Genomic DNA, 19,374 nt, shown 5'->3' with positions numbered 1-19,374 from the left:
TGTCGTAGCGCCCGTCGCTGCCCTAGGGTCGGTTCACAGCCAGTTATCCGGGGAGCATGTCAGATGGATTTCGAGCGATTTTTCAGCCAGAGCCTCGACGCTTTGAAAGAGGAAGGGAACTATCGGGTTTTCATCGACTTGCAGCGACGTTGCGGAGCTTTCCCGAACGCACGCCAGACCGATGGGTCAATCCAGCGGGATGTTCGCATCTGGTGCTCGAATGACTACCTGGGAATGGGGCAACACCCTGCGGTCATCAACGCCATGCACGATGCGCTGGAACGTTGTGGCGCCGGTGCAGGCGGAACGCGCAACATCTCGGGCACGACGCATGACCACGTTCTGCTTGAGGCAGAGTTGGCAGATCTCCATGGCAAGGAGGCCGCTCTGCTGTTCACCTCGGGCTATGTGTCCAACTGGGCCGCTCTGGGAACGCTGGCTGCGAAGATCCCCGGTCTGATCGTTTTCTCTGATGCGCTGAACCATGCCTCGATGATCGAAGGCATCCGCCACTCACGGGCGCAGAAGGTGATATGGAAACACAACGACCTTGCGGATCTGGAGGCCAAGCTGGCTGCCGCCGACCCCGACGCGCCCAAGATGATCGCCTTTGAATCCGTGTATTCCATGGATGGTGATATCGCGCCGATCAGGGAAATCTGCGACCTGGCCGACAAATACGGCGCGATGACCTATCTGGACGAAGTTCACGCCGTCGGCCTCTATGGCCCGCGCGGCGGTGGCATTGCCGAGCGCGAGGGCCTGATGGATCGCCTGACCGTGATCGAGGGCACGTTGGGCAAGGCCTTCGGCGTGGTTGGTGGCTACATCGCAGCCTCGGCAGCGCTGTGCGATTTCGTTCGCAGCTTTGCCAGCGGCTTCATCTTCACCACTGCCCTGCCGCCTTCGATCGCCGCAGGTGCCGCCGCATCCATCCAACATCTGAAGCAGTCAAGCGCCGAGCGTGATCTGCAAAAGGCCCGTGTGGAACAGGTGCGCACCCGGCTGGATGCGGAAGGGATACCGCATCTGCCGAACCCCAGCCATATCATCCCTGTGATGGTGGTCGACCCGGTGAAGTGCAAGTTTATCTCGGATACGCTTCTTGAAGAATTCGGCATCTACATCCAGCCGATCAACTATCCCACTGTTCCCAAGGGCACCGAGCGTTTGCGGATCACGCCGTCCCCGGTCCACACGGATGAGGATATCGATCATCTGGTCGGTGCCTTGTCGGCGCTCTGGCAGCGTTGTCAGATCGCGCGGATCCCACAGGCCGCTCAGTAATCAGGACCCCCCTTTGCTTGAATACTGCCGCCTCTCGGGGCGGCATTTTTTTTCTTCAGACCAGATAGAGCGCAAAAACCACAACCGAAAACCCGGTCAACACCATGGTGAACCCACGCAGCCAGCTTTGGCTGTTTTCCAAATCCAGGTAGTGTTTCAGGATCACGCGGGCCTTGATCAGCGCCAGCAACAGGATACCGCCAGCAATGATCGCGCTTGGCGCCCCAATCAGGGTCAGCAGCGCGGATCCCACGCTGAGGCCCAAGAGCGCAAGCCACGCCTGGATCAAAGGGTTCGACGACCTCTGACGTGAAATGTTGGTCAAAGATGAAGGTTGGGCCATCTGACTATCCCAGCAGATAGATCACTGGAAACAGCATGATCCAGACCAGGTCCACCATGTGCCAGAACTGCGCGCCCGCTTCGACGCTACTGGGGTCGTCGCGCCAGGCCACCAGCAACAGAATACCAACCCCGGCCAGGACATGCGCAGCATGAAAGCCGGTCAGCATATAGTAGAACAGGAAGAATGGATGCGTTTCATATCCTATCCCCTGAGACGCCTTGTCGGCATATTCCGCACCCTTGATGATCAGGAACACGACACCCAGAAGCGCGGCAAGGATCAGCGCCAAGCGGGCCCGCAAACGTTGCATGTTCCGCCGCCAATGCAGCGCCTGTGCGGCCAGATAGCCGGATGTCACCAAAACCGCCGTGTTCAAGGCCGCACCCGTGCGATGCAGATGCGACTGCGCCTCGGCAAAACCTGCCGGATCCGTCAGGCGCACCCCCATGAAAGCGATCATCCCCGCGCCAAAAACCAGCAGTTCCGAAATGATCAGAACCCACATCAGGAACTCGCCCGGCAGTTCGTCTATCAGAGAGGTATCACTCATGCGCCGACCAACTGGCGATAGATCTGCGGCAGGGCCATGGTCAGGCGATGCGGATCTGGAATGACGGCGAAACCGCCCTGCCCGAACATGCGCGGAAACCAGCTTTTGCCGGTTTTATCGATGGTGACGCCGAACACTGACTGTCCGGCCCGACGCGCCTCGCGTATGGCCATGCAGGTATCTTCGATGCCGTGGCGCCCCTCGTAGTGATCCAGGTCGTTTGGCTTGCCGTCCGTTATGACCAGCAGCAATCGGCGCTTGCGGGACTGGCTTGCCAGATCTGCGGAACAGTGCCGGATTGCCGCGCCCAACCTTGTGTAATGTCCGGGGCGCAGCGACGCGATGCGCTGTTCAACTTTGGTTCCCATCGGTTCGTCAAACCGTTTGCAACGTTGCACATAGACGCGCTGACGCTTGAGGGAGCTGAATGCATGAATGGCGAAATCGTCGCCACAAGCGTTCAGGCCCCAGGCCAAGGCCGCCAGCGCCTCGCGTTCGATATCGATCACGGCGCGACCAGTAACGGCGCTTTCAGTCGAGCGGCTGACATCCAGCAGGATCGAGACCGCCAGATCGCGGGCCTCGGGGCGGGATTGCAACCAGACGCGTTCCGTCCCTTCACCATTTGCGCAGCGGTCAACCTGCGCCCGAACGGCGGCTTCCACATCCAGCTGGTCTCCGTCCAGATGGCCCCGGGTCATCACACGCCCCGGGCGCAACGCCTCGAATTGGCGCTTGACGGCACGAATGCGCCGCGCAGTGGCCGGATCCTTGCCGAACTCGGCGGCATCGTCGCGGATATCGGCATCCGAAAGCAGAACGTTCACATGATCCGGCAGGTACTGACCCGTCCGCACATCCCATTCGGGATATAGAATACGGCCTGACAGGCGTTCGCGGTTGACGTCTTCGGGCGCCAGGTCAAGGTGAAGCTTCAACTTGGTAGGCGGCGCTTTTGAGATCTGGCCAAGACCAATCTCTTCCTGATCGTCAGCCGCCTTCTTGGCGTTGTCGGGATCGTCGTCATCGATGCGACGGTTGATATTCAGGAATTCGGCCCAGCTGAGGATGGCTTCGAATTTGTGCAGAATGAAACTGTCGCTGCGCTCGGCCTGATCCGATTTGCGGCGTCGGGCGCGGTGTGTCTTTTCGCCGGATTCCTCTGGCGGGCCTTCAGTATCGGGGTTTTCAACCTCGTTGTGTTCCGAGAACCCGACGGCCCGCAATTCCGGCCACAGGGGAACCGGGCGCATCGGCTGATAGCCGCGCGGAGCGATCAGGTCGTCGTCAAGTGCCAGAAGTTGCTCGGCCTGATCCGACAAGGGTTTGGGATCGCCCAACATATGACGGATCAGTTCTTCGACCGCAGCCTCGGCAGGCGGCAGACTGGGGATATCGCGCTGATACAGCACGCCCTTGCAAAGTTCGGTGTAAAGCGGACGCAAGCCAGGCGCGTCGTCCAGAGTCGCCTCGACCATGTGCCGGGCAGCAACCAAGGCACGCAGGTCGGCACGCAGTGGATCGTCTTCGTCAATTCGGGTTCCGGCATGGGCAGCGGCGGCGGCCAACCAGACATAGAGCGCGCCATTAGCTTCGCGCGCCGGGAATACAGCCAGACGGTCGGGCAGGCGCAAAACCTCGCCATCGAACGAGGCGCGCGGCATCAATTCCACTTCGGTTGCAAGTTTGCGGCGCCAACTCAGGCGGTGACGCGAAACCTCGGGTGAGACCGGGCGCAATTCAACGCCCGGACTACCCCCAAGCCCCCGAAAGAGGACTGCCAGCCGCCCCGCGACCTCGGAAAGGTCGACCGCGGCTCCAACATGCACCTGGGGTGCATCGAGGCGGCTGGCAAGGGTGTGCCACAGTTTCCCGATCGTTTCTTCGGGTTCCCATGGCTCAAAGTCGATCCTGACCATCACCGGCCTCACCCAAAGACGGCGGTGACAAGATCGAGGAGCCCGCGTTTGATATCCTCGTCATCGGTCAGAGGTTCGATCATGGCGGCAAGGATGGCGCGGTCGGTGGACATGCCCTGCGCGATCAGCGTCGCAGCATAGACGACCAGCCGGGTGGACACGCCTTCCTCGAGGTCCTGACCCTTGAGCCCGCGCAGCTTGCCCGCCAGCCGCACCAGCGGCTTGCAGCGTTCCAGCGGCAGGCCGCTTTCCTGCGCGACCACCTCGGCTTCCATCTGAGGCGAGGGAAAGTCGAACTCCAGCGAGATGAACCGCTGCCGGGTCGAGGGTTTGAGGGTTTTCAGGATATTCTGATAGCCGGGGTTGTACGAGGCCACCAGCATGAAGCCGGGCGCGGCCTCAAGCTCTTCTCCGGTGCGATCGATCGGCAGGATGCGCCGGTCGTCGGTCAGCGGGTGCAGCACCACGGTCACGTCCTTGCGCGCCTCGACCACCTCGTCGAGATAGCAGATCGCGCCTTCGCGCACCGCGCGGGTCAGGGGGCCATCGACCCAGACGGTTTCGCCGCCCTTCAGCAGATAGCGTCCGATCAGGTCGGCGGCGGCGAGATCGTCGTGGCACGCTACGGTATAGAGCGGGCGGCCAAGTTTCGCGGCCATGTGGGCCACAAACCGGGTCTTGCCGCAACCCGTCGGACCTTTCAGCAGAACCGGCAGATCGTTGTTGTAAGCGGCGGTGAAGACATCGCATTCATCGCCCTGGGCCAGGTAGAAGGGGGCGTTTGCCGCCCCCTCTTTCAGGTTCATGGAGCCATCCATATCCATCACTCCGCTGGGGTTTCGGCTGCGCCGGGTTCAATGACCTCTTTGCGAGGAACCCAGATCGAGTAGATGAACAGCAGCGCCCCAAGGACAACGACCAGACCAGAGCCAAGACGCATCCAGTAGAAGATCGCGATCTGGTCCTGCACGTCCATGAAGTAGTCTCCGACGACACGTTGCATGTGAGTCTGCACGGTTCCCCCGAAGGTCAGCACGAAGGTCATGAAGACCATGCCGCTGGTCATCAGCCAGAACGAACCCATATTCAGAACCTGATTATAGGGATCACGGTTCTTCAGGATCGGCATAGCGTAGCTGAAGATCGCAAGGTTGAGGCAGACATAGGCGCCGTAGAAGGCCAGGTGCCCGTGGGCTGCGGTGATCTGCGTGCCGTGGGTGTAGTAGTTCACCCCGTGCAGCGTGTGCAGGAAGCCCCAGACACCGGCACCGAAGAAGGCCAGCGTGGCACAGCCCAGCGACCACAGCAGCGCGGCCTTGTTGGGGTGGTCCCGGCGGCCCTTCCAGACCATGACGAAGGCAAAGGCCATCATCGCGAAGAAGGGGATCACCTCGAGGCTAGAGAAGATCGACCCGATCCACTGCCAGTATGCCGGCGTGCCGATCCAGTAATAGTGGTGGCCGGTGCCGAGGATGCCCGAGAACAGCGCGGCGGCGACGATGACATAGAGCCATTTTTCGACCACCTCACGGTCAACACCGGTCAGCTTGAGCATCAGATAGGCCAGGATCGATGCCATGATCAGCTCCCACACGCCTTCGACCCACAGGTGGACGACATACCACCAGTATTGCTTGTCCAGCGACAGGTTGCCCGGGTTGTAGAAGGCGAACAGGAACAGCAGCGCCAGACCCCAAAGGCCCAGAAGCAGGATGTTGGTAATGGCTGTCTTTTTGCCTTTCAGAACGGTCATCGACACGTTGTAAAGGAAGATCAATGCAGCCACGACGATGCCGGCCTTGACCCATTTGGGTTGCTCAAGGAACTCGCGCCCCTCTTTGCCCAGCAGCCAGTTGCCTTCGAACAGGTTGAAGACATACGTGACGACCACGCCCAACGTACCGACAACAAGGATGATCAGTTGCAGATAGGCCAGCTTGGGCGAGTGGATCTCGCGCTCGGCTTCTTCCGGGATCAGGAAGTAGGCCGCACCGAAAAAGCCCAGGATCAGCCAGACGATCAGAGAGTTGGTGTGCAGCATCCGCACGATGTTGAACGGCAGAAGCTCACTCAGGAAATTGGGGAATACATAGATGAAACCGGCCAGAAGGCCGCCAATCACCTGTATCGCGAACAACGCCATGGCTACCGCAAAGTAGGCATAGGCGATTTTTTGGGATTCGTATTTCATTGTTTCGTTCCCTTTCTCAGCCTGCCTCGTTGGGCGGCCAGCCCTGCGCGTCGATATTGTCCGTCCAGATCAGGAAGTTGGTCAGGTCACGGAGTTCTTCGTCGCTGAGGTTGAAATTGGGCATCTGCCGACGACCGGGAATGCCGGTCGGTTGTGCTTCCATCCAGCCCTTGAGGGATTCAAAGGCTGATTCCGGGTCGTCCAGCACGCCCCAGCGGGTCATCACGTTGCCGACTTCGGGGGCAAAGTAGGCCCCTTCACCCAGAATCGAATGACAGTTCACACAGGCGTGTTTTTCCCAGACATGTTTACCCCGAACCACACTGTCATCGAGTTTCGCGGCATTTTCAGAATTGACGATATACCAGTGGGAATGGGCCGAAAGGGCCAGAAAGATGAGAATGAAGAACAGTGACCCGCCATAAAAAATATTGCGGGCCATGCTCTTTGTCATGACGTCTCGCATTGCGCTCTCCTTTGCGCAGATTAGCTAGTGTCAGCAACATGACGGGCGGGACGCGGTAGTGCCTTAACGAAAGTCAAGACCTGTCACGAGATCAACCGGACGGTTCAGAATTGAACGATTTGGACCGGCTGATCGTCAGGAGAAGAAGAGCTGCCAGTCAATTTGCGAACAGCATTTCCGTATTGAGTCTTCTCTCCATTGAATGGCCATTGAATTGACGCAAGTATTTGCCAAGCAGTATGGAAGGAAGGAAAGTCAGCGCACTTTCCTTGCTGTGTGCAAGATTTCCGGTGCCTCGGTAGCGCCAATGGTTAAAAGGTACGAATATGGCAAACTATTCCTATATTGGTTACGCCCCCGGGGTCATTACGGTCGATTTCAACCTCGGCCCCGATTTCATTACGCTTGACCCCAATTTCGACCCCGCAACAGACCGTCGTGTATTTGATGTAACCGATGCAGCTGGCGGAACGATCCTGAACGGGGCGAACCCTCTGCCCGATACCGGCACTGTGTTCAATGGTGACCGATTCAACAACGAAAACGGTGACGACGCCACGCAAACAGGTGTGGTGACCAACCTGGACGGATCGACCACTTTTGCCAACGGAGACATCTACCTTGAAGAATCCTATTCCCTGACCAATCCATCGGGCGGAACGATCGATGTGTTTCGGGTCGAAGTCGAGGGCACATTGGTCGGATACATCACGTCCGAGCCCCTGGTTCCGGGCCTGACCTATACGTTCCAGGTTTCGAACGTTACCCCGACCAACGCCCCTGACACGACGGACCCCACCACGATTGTCGATGTACCCTGCTTTGTTACCGGAACACGGATCATGACCCCAACCGGTCCAACTCCGATCGAGGATCTGAAAGTTGGCGATGTCGTTTTGACCGCGGACAATGGGCCGCAACACATACGCTGGATTGGCACGCGACATCTGGACCAAGCGGCGCTTCGCGCCCGTCCCAGGCTGAAGCCCATCCGGATCGAGGCCGGTTCACTGGGCGATCAGTTGCCCGAGCGTGATCTGTTCGTGTCACCGCAACACCGCATGCTGGTCCGGTCGCCGATTGCCGTCAGAATGTTCGACGCCGAAGAGGTTCTTGTTCCTGCTCACATTCTTGTCGGCGTGCCTGGCATTTCAATCGCTGATGACACCCGTGCGGTGACCTATGTTCATCTTTTGTTCGACCGTCATGAAATCATCTATGCGGAAGGTGCACCTTCCGAAAGCCTGCTCACCGGCGCACAGGCCCTGTCCAGTGTTCACCCGGACGCAAGGGCGGAAATTCTTGAACTGTTCCCTGAATTGGATCAGCGCAATTACGTTCCGCTGGCCGCAAGACGGATCCCGGAAAAAGGGAAACGCGCTCGGGCTTTGGTCCATCGTCATATCAAGAACGCGCGGCCTCTGATCGCTGGACGATAGACGCCGCCCGAACAGGCGTCAGGTCTGTTGCACGGCGCGAGGGCCGGTCAGGGCAGGCCACATGGCGAACAGATACAGCCCCATTGCCGCGATCCAAAATCCATCCGCAGTCAGCATCGCCGCCATGTAACCTGCTGCCATGTCGGATCCCAACCATCGCACAAGCGCAGCAACCGCCATCAAGCCATAGGCAATCGCCATGGGCCTTGGCGCGACAAGGGGTCGACCGCTATGGCCCAAGGCGGCGCGGCTCATTACGGCCAGGGTCATGCCGCCAACGCAACCAATGCCCAGAACGTGGAGCGCGCCGATCTCATTTCCCATTCCGATGGCAGCCATCCCCCAGAGAACCAGACCCAGGGCCAGCATCCCGAGGCCCAGATGCAGGGCGATCAGGATCGGTTGACGCAAAGCCCAGCCTGTTCTCCAACGCGCCATGCGTATCAGTTGAACAAAGCCCATCACCAAAGCTACGGCTCCCGCAACAGGCCCGACATCAAGTGCAAGCACAAGCAGGGGCAGCAGCAGCGCCAGAATCATCGTCGCCCTGTCCAGCCAGGCCACGGTTACCGGCCACGATGCTTCGGGTTGACCCGCTCTTTTCATGGCATTGCGAGTAAAAGCGGGCGTAATCCGGCCGCCCAGGATCGCGATCATCGAACACAATGTCAAAAGCCCGGCCCGGATGCCGGTGTTCAACGTATCCACCGTGACCCCCATCCATTCCAAATGGACCATTACGTTCGAGGCCAGCATCAGAACCAAAAGATACAGAAACACCATATTCTGGGGCTTGGGTCGACGAACCAGTTGACTGGCAATCTTCAGCGCCAGAATGGGAACAAAGATCAGGTCCACAACTGCGACGAACAAGGGAGGCAACACTCCGGAAAACCAGACCGCCAGACGCCCGGCCATCCAGATCAATGCGACAAGCGTGATAAAGCGGGCCCGCGCCTCGGGCGCACCGGTCCAGTTCGGCACGGCGGTCAGAAAAAACCCCCCCAAGGCGGCCGTTGCATACCCAAAAATCATCTCATGCGCGTGCCACATGACCGGGGGCATCGCATAGCTTTGGTCCATGTAAGGCATCAGGCCGTCGAGCGACGCCAACCACACGCCCCACGCGACCCCTGCAAACACTCCGTAAAGACCCGCCGAAAGGAAAAAGACCCGGAACCCCTCACTGAAAACACGTGCGATTACAGCTGTCATGCCTGCTCTCCATAGCTTTTCCCGCCGTTGAGCAATGTGTAGTTCCTTCACGACCCGGCGCCCTTAACCAAAATCAAGACCGGGCTTAAACATGTGTGAAAAACACAAGTTTTATTGGGGGTTTTGATCCGTGTTTTCTGTCCAAAGTGCCTGGTCTGCGCCCTTCCCGTTGACTTTGGTCAAGGATGACATCCACGTGATGTTTCACTCTCGGCAGCGCCTCACCACGCATATGGAGAGTGATCATGTCACTTGGAATCAGCTACAACAAACCCGGCCGCGCCTTTGGGGTCGGATTGGCAATGTTGTTGGGCAGCGTCGCTGCTCCGACCTTCGCCGAAGAGCCAACTTTGAGCGAAGAAGCCTTTGAATCGTCTAAACAGCTCTATTTCGAACAATGCGCAGGCTGCCACGGCGTTTTGCGCAAAGGGGCCACGGGTAAAAACCTGGAACCGCATTGGAAGAAGACCGCAGCCGACGGCACGGTCACCGAAGGCGGCACCCTTAAACTGGGGCAGGAACGCCTTGAAAAGATTATCGCCTGGGGAACCGAAGGCGGCATGAACAACTTCTCGGACATCATGACCGAGCAGGAAATCAAGGACATGGCGACCTACATCATGATGGAGCCGCCGAAACCGCCTGAAATGTCGCTGGAACAGATGAAGGCGACCCGCAAGGTTTACGTCGAAGAAGAGGACTATCCGACCGAGCCGCTGCACGGCCGCAACTGGGAAAACTTCTTTGTCGTCATCGAACGTGACGTAGGCAAGGTGGCCGTGATCGACGGTGACACCAAAGAGGTCCTGACCCACATTCCGACCGGTTATGCGGTGCACGTTCTGAAAGCATCCGAGCACCACTCGCTGGAAGAGCCGGAACAACCCGGGCGCTTCTGGTACACCATGGGCCGCGACGGCAAGATGACCAAAATCGACCTCTGGCAGACGCCGGACAAGATGTTGGTATCCGAAGTCAAGATCGCCTATGACGCCCGCGACGTTGCCGTGTCCGGCGATGGCAAATACGTCATCGGTGGTGGCTACTGGCCGCCGCACTTTGCAATCGTTGATGCGCAAACCATGGAACCGCTCAAGGTCGTATCGACCCGCGGCGTGAACGTGGACGGCGAGTATGTCGAAGAAAGCCGCGTGGCCGCCATCTACACCACGCCGAACGAACCGACCTGGATCGTCGCCGTGAAAGAGCTGGGACAGCTATGGCAGGTCGATTACACCGATCTGGACAACCTTCGGATCGACAAGATCGACAGCGCCAAGTTCCTGCATGACGGGTTCTTTGACCCGACGGGCCGCTATTTCCAGATCGCCGCGAACGCGTCGAACAAGATGGTGGTTGTCGATACCGAAACCCACAAGCTTGAGGCGATGATCGACACCGCCGCCCTGCCGCACCCGGGTCCGGGCGCCAACTGGGTCGACCCGAACTGTGGCCCTGTGGCCGGCACGACCCACCTTGGTGTCGGTACCGTGACCGTTTGGGGCAACGATCCTGAAAACCGTCCGGATGACGCCTGGAAAGTCTGCTACGAAGTGGAAACCGACGGCCCCGGCCTGTTCGTCCGCACCCACCCGAACTCGGATTACATCTGGGCTGACCAGACCAAGCATCCGGAACCGGAAGTGCAGCAATCCGTACAGGTCATTTCGAAAGAAACCGGCGAGATCGTGAAAACGATCCAGATCACCGAAGACGAAGGCAGCGCTGCTGTTCACTTCGAATTCAACGCCGACGGCACCGAGGTCTGGGTCTCCAAGTGGAACCTGTCGGACTCGAAAGAACCCAACGGTCAGATCGTGATCTTCGACGCCAAGACGCTGGAAGAGATCGGCCGCATCGACGGGCTTTATGCCCCGACCGGCAAGTTCAACGTCTACAACCGGTCGAACCACGTCACCTGACGAGGGTGAGACCATCACAGGAAAGGGCGGGCCCCTCGCCCGCCCTTTCCTTGTTCGAGGCATCAGCCAAACTCACCGGCCTGCCACCAAGGGCCAGACAATACAGCCAAAACGGAGCCCGGATATGACCTCCGAACCGGATAAGAAAAAACCGATCTGGCGCCGGTATTTCCTATGGGGAATGCCTGTGGCCGGTATCGCCGCGGCCTTTGCCGCCGGCATCATCTTCTGGGGCGGGTTCAACACCGCAATGGAAGCTACGAATACCAAGGAATTCTGTATCTCGTGTCACGAGATGCGTGATTTTGTCTACGAAGAATATACCGGCACGATTCACGACGTGAACCGGTCGGGCGTGGGGGCTGTCTGTTCCGACTGCCACGTACCCAAAGACTGGACCCATAAGATGATCCGCAAGATCAAGGCGTCCAAAGAGCTTTATGGCAAATTGGTCGGCACCATCAACACCCGCGAAAAGTTCGAAGCCAAACGTGTGCATCTGGCCATGAACGAGTGGGAGCGGATGAAGGCCACCGATTCGCGCGAATGCCGCAACTGTCACGATTTCGAATCGATGATGCCCGAATTCCAGAAGCCACGCGCCCGTCAGCAGCACCTCAATGCGATGACCGTCGGACAGACCTGTATCGACTGCCACAAGGGGATTGCACACTCGGATGCACGCGACCGGGCGGACGAAGAGTATCTGGAAAAGCTTGAAGCACCGAACCCGGACTTCATCCGGCCGATACCCCCGGAATACCTGGCCAGCCTTGAAAAGATCGAAGCCAAAGAGGCCGCTGAAGCAGAAGCAGAAAAAGCCGCCAAGAAGGCTCAGCAAGAGGCCGTTCAGGCCCAGATCGCAGCGGCTGTTGACGCTGCTTTGGAGGAAGAACGCGCAAAAGCCTCCGGTGAAGAGGCCGCAGCGCCCTCTGGCGGAGCGAGCGACGTTGCGTCCAACATTGACTGGAACGCAGTGGCCGCGGCGGATCTGAAGCTGTTCTACCCCGGTCAGGCCTCTTTCGAATGGGTCCAGAACGGCAAGTTCCATGGTGGCGCACGCCCCCTGACCAAAGGCGGGGATCAGTGCACCACCTGCCACGCCAAGGAACTGGACACCATCGGCAACAAGATCGTTGCAGGTGGCGATCTTGAACCGACTCCCATTCCGGGCAAACGCGGTGTCATCGACGCAACCGTTCAGGCGGCACATGACGACGAAAACCTCTACATTCGTCTGCAATGGCCGGACGCGGGTCACAACCCTGCCCCGTTCGTCGATGGCGGCAAGATGGACCCGGACAACCAGATCAAGGTTGCCATGATGATTACCGGCACTGGTATCGAGCTCGGCGATCAGGTGGGCTGCTGGGCCTCGTGCCACGCCGACAACACCTATATGCCTTTTGCGCCCGAAGCGGATGCGATCGCGGCAAATGCGGATGTTGCCGGTCGCCTCAATGCCACGGACACCATTACCAAATACATCAGCGAAAGCCGCACCGATGTTGAGGTCAAAGGTCGCCGCGGCAAGGCCCTGGGTGGCTGGGACAAGCTGAAGGCCGAGGAACAGATCGAGCAGTATCTGGTCGACGGCACCTATCTTGACCTGATGCGTGTCTACGCCGACGGAAGCGCCACCAATGGCTATCTGTTGGAGCAGCGCGTGGTCAATGATGGTGAAATCGCCGCATCGGCCGAACTGTCCGGTGGCATGTGGACCGTGGTGTTTACGCGCCCCCTGAATTCGGGTGCGCCCGGTGATGTGCCTTTGGAGGCAGGCAAGACCTATACCGTTGGCTTTGCCATCCACGACGATTTTGCTGCCGCAAGGTTCCACCACGTGACGCTGAATACCAGCCTGGCGCTGGATGATGACAGCGCGCTCATCAACGTGGTCAAACAATAACGGATCGGGGCCGGGTCAACCGGCCCCGGCCACTTTTGGAAAGGAGACATGGACCATGAAACCCCAACGCCTTCTTCCCGCGCTGCTGCTTCTGGCCGCGCCCGCCTGGGCGGACGAAACCGCCGAAATCTGCGCCGAGGCCGAAGAGCGCTATGTCGAGTTGTTCGGTCAGCCTTCGTCGGCCGTCGAAGACGCTGAAGTGGTGCTGATGTACAAATACAATTTCTGCCCAGCCGAATTGACCGTAAAGGCAGGCACAACTGTCCGGTGGGTGAATGTCGACAAACGCACCAGCCATTCCGTTCTGTTGAAGGATGGCAGCCAACCTGAAAGTGATCGCCTGTTCCCCGAGGAATCCGTTGAACTGACTTTTCTCACGCCCGGTCCACAGGACTATCTGTGCGGCCCGCATTGGGAGACACAGAACATGATCGGAATGATCACCGTCGAACCCTGAAACAAGGCACAATACAGGCAAGATGAAGGAGCGCGGGCGCAAATCCCGCGCTCCTTAACTTATGTCAAGGAGGTTGGTTTTCGATTGGGCCAATCTTCCCCCATGACACGCCCGGCTCACCCAGCAACGTCTTGCAAACGCAATCGATCTGCATGGGATACCGGATCTCGAAGACTTTCAGACCAAGCGAGTTTGCACATGAGCGGTAAGGTTTTTCTGATTGGCGCAGGCCCCGGCGACCCCGAGCTGATGACCTTGCGCGCACTGCGGATGCTGCAAGAAGCGGATGTCGTGGTTTATGACCGGCTGGTGTCCGCCGACATTCTGAACTTGCACGCGGAAGGCGCCCGCCTGATCCCTGTCGGCAAAGCGCCCAAATGCCACACCGTTCCGCAGGACCGCATCAACGAAATACTGCTGGAAGAAGCCCGCGCTGGTCACACGGTTGCCCGGCTGAAGGGTGGCGACCCCATGATCTTTGGTCGCGGCTCGGAAGAGGCTGCCTATCTGATGGCCCGCGGTGTTGCTGTTGAACACGCACCGGGCATTACTGCAGCCCAGGGGGCGTCTTGTTCGACGGGTGTGCCGCTGACCCATCGCGGGCTGGCAACCTCGGTTCAATATGTCACCGGGCATCGGCAGGCCGACAAAGTGCTGGATCTGGACTGGAAACGCCTTGCCGACCCGGACTCGACGCTGGTGGTCTATATGGGCGTTGGCAATATCGGTCAGATCGCCATGGGGTTGATGACCGAAAACCTGCCGGGCTCGACGCCGGTTCTGGCGGTGGGCAAGGCCACGACACCTGATGAGCGTCGTCTTGTGTCACGGCTTGACCAGCTGGCCACGGATGTGCGCGCAGCCGACCTGAAGGCGCCGACGCTGTTTATCATTGGCAAGGTGGTTTCGCTTTATGCCGAACGGCCTGTGGCCGAGCTTCTGGAACAGGCCCATGGCTAAGCTGGGAAGACGAGACCGAGGGATTGACCCAACACACACCGACAGGTCGCCGGGGCGTTCGGGATGGGTGGCGCGAACCTGTCTGACCATTGCGGTTCTGGCCGCGACCTCCGCCTTCGCGGCGGATGTCATCGATCCCGATACCCTGAAAAGACTTGTGCATCAGGATTGCGGTTCCTGTCACGGACTGTCCCTGAAGGGCGGCCTTGGTCCCGATCTGCGCAGTGAGACGCTTGAACACTACGACGCGGATGTTTTGACCAGCGTCATCCTTGACGGCATCCCTGACACCGCGATGCCCCCGTGGCGGCCTCTGATCAGTGAAGAAGAAGCCGAGTGGATCGCCCGTTACCTGCTGGAACAGGAGTCACAATGAAACACTTTATCCTTGGCCTTGCAGCCACATTGATGATGTCCACCGCCCAGGCTGAACCAACTGCGACAGGCGACCTTGGTCTGGTCATCGAACGCGCCAAGGGCTCGGTTCTGCTGGTGGATCAATCCGACCGTGCAGCTCTGGCCCGGATCGAGGGGTTGGGTGATCTGTCGCACGCGTCCTTGGTCTATTCACCCGATGAACGGTTTGCCTATGTGTTTGGCCGCGACGGAGGGTTGACCAAGATCGACATCGTGACCCGCCAGATCGTGAACCGCGTCGTGCAGGCCGGCAACGCCATTGGCGGGGCGATTTCGGACGATGGCAAGCTTGTGGCGGTGTCGAACTATGAACCCGGTGGCGTGCGCGTATTCGATGCGGACACGCTTGAAATGGTCGCTGACATCCCGACCGGCAGCAAAACCATCGGCCTGGTCGATGCGCCGGGTCGGCGGTTCGTTTTCACGATGTGGGACACTGGGGAAACCTGGATTGCCGATTTCGCAAAGGGCGCACCAGAGATCACCAAGATCCCGGACATGGGCAAGAACCCCTATGACGCGCTGATCACTGCCAATGGCCGCACCTATATCACCGGCCTGTTTGGCGAGGACGGCCTGACCGCACTGGATCTGTGGGCCGAAACACCCGAACCGATCCGGGTTCTGCCCGATTACGGGCGCGGGCAGGAAGAAATGCCGGTCTATAAGATGCCTCATCTGGAAGGCTGGGCGCTGACGGGCCGCGAATTCGTTTTGCCCGCTGTCGGTCATCACGAGGTTCTGTGGATCGACGCCGATACCCTGTCCGAAACGGGCCGGACCAAAACCCACGGGCAACCGGTCTTTGCAATGGCGCGTCCGGATGGGCGGCAGGTCTGGGTCAATTTCGCCCACCCGCTGAATGACACCATTCAGGTGATCGACAGCGTCAGCAAAGAGATCATCCACGAATTCAAACCCGGCCCGGCCGTGTTGCACATGGAGTTCACGCCGCGCGGACATGAGGTCTGGATCAGCGTGCGCGATGCCAACAAGGTCATGGTCTACGACACGCATAGTTTTGAAAAACTGCGCGAGATCGACGCGGACAGCCCGTCCGGCATTTTCTTCACTGCTCGCGCCCACAGAACAGGGCTGTAACCGATGCGACATATCACGGACCCGATCGACCGCCGCCTGCTGGACGAGTTTCAGCGCGACTTCCCGATCACCGAAAGACCGTTTCAGATACTGGGTAACGCTCTCGGGCTGGACGAAGCCGAAGTCATTCATCGCCTGTCCCGGATGCGCGCCACAGGCCGCATTACACGGGTTGGCGCAACCATCACACCCGGCGCGGTGACGGCCAGCACTTTGGCTGCCGTGGCGGCTCCGGAAGATCGGTTGGAGGAGGTTGCCGCCCTGATCGATGCCGAACCCGGCGTGAATCACAATTATCAACGCGAAGACGCCTGGAACCTGTGGTTTGTCGCGACCGGGCCGGATCGCGCGCATGTCAACGATACCCTTTCACGGATCAGTCGATCCACCGGATTGCAAGTGCTGGACCTGCGGCTGGTGCGTCCTTTCAACGTGGATCTTGGCTTTCGCATGACTGGAGGCATCAAGAACGTGCCCACAGCGCGAAAGGTCGATGCATCCGTCATGCGCGAGGGCGATCGTTGCCTGCTACAGTCTCTGAGTTCCGGGCTATCTTTGGTCTCAGAACCCTACGCCGCTCTGGCTCGTTCGCTGAAACGGGATGTCACCGACGTGATGGAGCGGGTCGAGGCTTTGCATGCAGCCGGAATAATCTCGCGGCTCGGCGTCATCGTGCGTCACCGGGCGCTTGGCTGGTCGGCCAATGCGATGGTGGTCTGGGATCTGCCGGCAGAACAGATTGAAACCGCTGGTCCCGCTTTGGCGGCCTTCCCGGGGGTGACTTTGTGCTACGAGCGCAATCCGGTTCCCGATGTCTGGCCATATCGCCTGTATTCCATGATCCACGCCCGCACACGCAATGAGGCTTTGGATGTTCTGGCCGGCGCGATTGCATTGCCCGAACTGGCCGGAGCGCGACACAAGGTTCTCTTCTCAACCCGCTGTTTCAAGCAGACCGGCGCGCTGATTCAGGCCAAGGAGGCTGCCGCATGACGCTGGACCAAACGGATCGCGCGATCCTGAATCGTATGCAAGAGGATCTGCCGCTTACTTCGCACCCTTACGCAACCGTCGCCGCAGAGCTTGGCCTGTCCGAGGCCGAATTGCTGACGCGTCTGAGCCGTATGAAAGATGACCGCACCATTACGCGCTTCGGTCCATTTTTCGACGCCGCGGCCATGGGTGGGGCTTTCTGCCTTTGCGCAATGGCCGTTCCAGCCGAAGATTTCGAAACCGTCCTGACCAAAGTCAATGCACATCCCGAGGTGGCCCATAATTATGAACGCACGCACCGGCTGAACATGTGGTTCGTGCTGGCCACCGAAACACCCGAGGGGATCGAGGCCGCCGCCGATGCCATCGAACGGGAAACGGGGATCAGTGTTCTCCGTTTCCCCAAACTTCAGGAATTTTTCATCGGCTTCCGGGTGGCGGCATGATCGACGCAACAGACAGACAGATTATCGAGTCGCTCCAGGGGGGATTGCCCCTGGTGTCCGCGCCCTATGCGCAGGTCGCTGCCGATCTGGGCCTGACCGAAGCCACCCTGCTGGACCGGCTGGCCGCGCTGAAAGCGCGCGGGGTGATCCGACGGATCGCCGCAGCCCCCAATCATTACAAGCTGGGCATGACGTCGAACGGCATGACCGTCTGGGATGTTCAGGATGACCTGATCACCGAACTGGGCGCTCATATCGGGGCACTGCCCTTCGTCACCCATTGTTATGAACGGCCCCGTGCCCTGCCCGACTGGCCCTACAACCTGTTCGCCATGGTTCATGGCAGCTCGCGCGACGAGGTCGAAGAGAAACGCGGCCAGATCGCCGCGATTCTGGGATCGGCCTGCCGGGGCAGCGATATCCTCTATTCCACGCGCATCCTGAAAAAGACCGGGCTGCGCCTGAGACAGAAAGCCTGAGACATGTTCCGCCTGACCGAATACATGCATCAACTGGTCAAACCGACTCCGGTGCGCAAGCGTCGCCCCGGCCCGGTAAAGCCGGTTGTGATCTGGAATTTGACGCGGCGCTGTAACCTGAAGTGCCGCCATTGCTACACCGTCTCGGCGGATGTCGCGTTCCCGGGGGAGCTCAGCCATGAGCAAGCCATGGTAACCCTTGAGGATCTGGGCCAATTTCGCGTCCCAGCCCTGATCCTCTCGGGTGGGGAACCGCTGGACCGGTTCGATTTCTTCGACATCGCAAAACGGGCCCGTGATCTGGTGCCAATGCTGGCCTTGTCGACCAACGGCACCCGGATTTACGACGAAACCGCCGATATGATTGCGGATGTGGGCTTCAACTATGTCGGCATCTCGCTGGACGGGATCGGAGCGACGAATGACTGGTTCCGTGGCGTCGAAGGGGCTTTTGCAGACGCCTTGCGCGGCGTGCGAGAATGCAAAAAGCGCGGCATCAAGGTTGGCCTGCGGTTCTGCCTGACCGAAGGCACGCAACATCACTTGCCTGACTTGCTGAGCCTTTGTGATGATGAAGGTGTCGACAAGTTCTACCTGTCGCATCTTGTCTATGCGGGACGCGGCGACAAGAACCGGGGCGAAGATGCCGCGCATCAGCGCACGCGCAAAGGCCTGGATCTGTTGCTGGAACGCGCCTGGGAAGCCGCATCGGGCGGTCGTCCGCTGGATATCGTGACGGGGAACAATGACGCTGATGCCGGGTATTTCCTGAACTGGATTCGCACGCATTTCGACGCCGAAAAAGCGGCACATGTGCGCGCGCACCTGGCCGCGTGGGGCGGGAACTCAAGTGGTTTGGGCGTCGCCAATATCGACAACCTTGGCCGGGTCCATCCAGACACTTACTGGTCCGATTACACGGTGGGCAACGTAAAGACCAAATCGTTTTCCGAACTCTGGACCAGCGATGATCCGATGCTTGCGATGCTCCGCACCCGCCCACGCCCGCTGAAGGGGCGCTGCGGAACCTGCGAACTCAAGGACGTGTGCGGCGGCAATACCCGCATCCGCGCCTTGCAATTGACCGGTGATCCATGGGCCGAGGATCCGGCCTGTTACCTGTCCAACCAGGAAATCGGTGTGGATGAAGCAGGGGAACGCCTTCAGGTCACACCGTTTCGGGGGAAAAGCCATGATCCGGCGCATCAGTTCTTTTGACACCGTAAGTGCGAGGCTTTCAACCGCTGCGCCTGTGGCGCGTGCGGGAACCTCCGGCG

General features: G+C 59.4%; 19 protein-coding genes. 12 read left to right on the top strand and 7 right to left on the bottom strand.

The annotated features are described in order from the left end of the window. The first annotated feature begins 63 nt into the window (after positions 1-63). Positions 64-1,287 (top strand): 5-aminolevulinate synthase, encoded by a 1,224-nt coding sequence (gene hemA / locus NOR97_RS17930; RefSeq protein ID WP_257601370.1) that lies wholly within the window; start codon positions 64-66, stop codon positions 1,285-1,287. 55 nt (positions 1,288-1,342) lie between these two features. On the opposite strand, the gene NOR97_RS17925 is transcribed toward hemA, so the two are convergent. The 6 genes from NOR97_RS17925 to NOR97_RS17900 are packed head-to-tail and all read right to left on the bottom strand — an operon-like array spanning position 1,343 to position 6,759. Further along, positions 1,343-1,630, bottom strand: coding sequence for a cytochrome C oxidase subunit IV family protein (locus NOR97_RS17925; RefSeq protein ID WP_170345470.1), 288 nt, complete (start codon positions 1,628-1,630; stop codon positions 1,343-1,345). A 4-nt stretch (positions 1,631-1,634) separates the two neighbouring features. After that, positions 1,635-2,183 carry a cytochrome c oxidase subunit 3 gene (locus tag NOR97_RS17920; protein ID WP_257601369.1) on the bottom strand — a complete coding sequence of 183 codons (549 nt, stop codon included), beginning with the start codon at positions 2,181-2,183 and terminating at the stop codon, positions 1,635-1,637. Next, entirely contained in the window at positions 2,180-4,102 is a 1,923-nt protein-coding gene (locus NOR97_RS17915; protein ID WP_257601368.1) for a nitric oxide reductase activation protein NorD, read from the bottom strand. The genes NOR97_RS17920 and NOR97_RS17915 overlap by 4 nt, the downstream gene beginning before the upstream one ends. Before the next feature lie 8 nt (positions 4,103-4,110). Further along, positions 4,111-4,920 (bottom strand): CbbQ/NirQ/NorQ/GpvN family protein, encoded by an 810-nt coding sequence (locus NOR97_RS17910; RefSeq protein WP_374041635.1) that lies wholly within the window; start codon positions 4,918-4,920, stop codon positions 4,111-4,113. 5 nt (positions 4,921-4,925) lie between these two features. Next, entirely contained in the window at positions 4,926-6,293 is a 1,368-nt protein-coding gene (locus NOR97_RS17905) for a cbb3-type cytochrome c oxidase subunit I (protein WP_152460361.1), read from the bottom strand. A 16-nt stretch (positions 6,294-6,309) separates the two neighbouring features. Then, a complete protein-coding gene (locus tag NOR97_RS17900; RefSeq protein WP_152460362.1) occupies positions 6,310-6,759 on the bottom strand; it encodes a cytochrome c in 450 nt (149 codons plus the stop codon). 326 nt (positions 6,760-7,085) lie between these two features. Between NOR97_RS17900 and NOR97_RS17895 the strand changes: the two genes are divergently transcribed. Then, complete coding sequence (locus NOR97_RS17895; RefSeq protein ID WP_257601366.1) at positions 7,086-8,198, top strand: Hint domain-containing protein; 1,113 nt, start codon at positions 7,086-7,088, stop codon at positions 8,196-8,198. A gap of 18 nt (positions 8,199-8,216) precedes the next feature. On the opposite strand, the gene NOR97_RS17890 is transcribed toward NOR97_RS17895, so the two are convergent. Further along, a complete protein-coding gene (locus tag NOR97_RS17890) occupies positions 8,217-9,413 on the bottom strand; it encodes an NnrS family protein (protein ID WP_170345474.1) in 1,197 nt (398 codons plus the stop codon). Between the two features lie 245 nt (positions 9,414-9,658). Here NOR97_RS17890 and NOR97_RS17885 point away from each other — a divergent pair, with 245 nt between their 5' ends. The 10 genes from NOR97_RS17885 to nirJ all read left to right on the top strand — a co-directional run bounded on the left by NOR97_RS17885 (position 9,659) and on the right by nirJ (position 19,315). Continuing rightward, positions 9,659-11,335, top strand: coding sequence for a nitrite reductase (locus NOR97_RS17885; RefSeq protein ID WP_257601365.1), 1,677 nt, complete (start codon positions 9,659-9,661; stop codon positions 11,333-11,335). A 124-nt stretch (positions 11,336-11,459) separates the two neighbouring features. Continuing rightward, positions 11,460-13,244, top strand: a complete 1,785-nt coding sequence (locus NOR97_RS21180) for a NapC/NirT family cytochrome c (RefSeq protein WP_306980755.1) — start codon at positions 11,460-11,462, stop codon at positions 13,242-13,244. A gap of 55 nt (positions 13,245-13,299) precedes the next feature. Next, on the top strand, positions 13,300-13,701 hold the full coding sequence (locus tag NOR97_RS17870) for a plastocyanin/azurin family copper-binding protein (RefSeq protein WP_170345477.1): 402 nt from the start codon (positions 13,300-13,302) through the stop codon (positions 13,699-13,701). A gap of 198 nt (positions 13,702-13,899) precedes the next feature. Further along, the gene (gene cobA, locus NOR97_RS17865; protein ID WP_257601364.1) at positions 13,900-14,661 is read left to right on the top strand and encodes a uroporphyrinogen-III C-methyltransferase; all 762 of its coding nucleotides are present in this window, start codon (positions 13,900-13,902) and stop codon (positions 14,659-14,661) included. Next, the gene (locus tag NOR97_RS21175; RefSeq protein ID WP_306980750.1) at positions 14,654-15,037 is read left to right on the top strand and encodes a cytochrome c; all 384 of its coding nucleotides are present in this window, start codon (positions 14,654-14,656) and stop codon (positions 15,035-15,037) included. The genes cobA and NOR97_RS21175 overlap by 8 nt, the downstream gene beginning before the upstream one ends. Further along, positions 15,034-16,179 carry a cytochrome D1 domain-containing protein gene (locus NOR97_RS17855; protein ID WP_170345480.1) on the top strand — a complete coding sequence of 382 codons (1,146 nt, stop codon included), beginning with the start codon at positions 15,034-15,036 and terminating at the stop codon, positions 16,177-16,179. The genes NOR97_RS21175 and NOR97_RS17855 overlap by 4 nt, the downstream gene beginning before the upstream one ends. Before the next feature lie 3 nt (positions 16,180-16,182). Then, on the top strand, positions 16,183-17,172 hold the full coding sequence (locus tag NOR97_RS17850; protein ID WP_171330809.1) for an AsnC family transcriptional regulator: 990 nt from the start codon (positions 16,183-16,185) through the stop codon (positions 17,170-17,172). After that, positions 17,169-17,618, top strand: coding sequence for an Lrp/AsnC family transcriptional regulator (locus NOR97_RS17845; RefSeq protein ID WP_170345482.1), 450 nt, complete (start codon positions 17,169-17,171; stop codon positions 17,616-17,618). Before NOR97_RS17850 ends, NOR97_RS17845 begins: the two co-directional genes overlap by 4 nt. Further along, positions 17,615-18,097, top strand: coding sequence for an AsnC family transcriptional regulator (locus NOR97_RS17840; protein WP_257601363.1), 483 nt, complete (start codon positions 17,615-17,617; stop codon positions 18,095-18,097). Before NOR97_RS17845 ends, NOR97_RS17840 begins: the two co-directional genes overlap by 4 nt. Before the next feature lie 3 nt (positions 18,098-18,100). Next, positions 18,101-19,315, top strand: a complete 1,215-nt coding sequence (gene nirJ / locus NOR97_RS17835) for a heme d1 biosynthesis radical SAM protein NirJ (protein WP_257601362.1) — start codon at positions 18,101-18,103, stop codon at positions 19,313-19,315. Positions 19,316-19,374: the final 59 nt, after the last annotated feature.

Source organism: Ruegeria sp. YS9 (assembly GCF_024628725.1).
GTDB classification, from domain to species: Bacteria; Pseudomonadota; Alphaproteobacteria; order Rhodobacterales; family Rhodobacteraceae; genus Ruegeria; species Ruegeria atlantica_C.
This window is presented reverse-complemented; position numbering and strand designations above follow the sequence as displayed.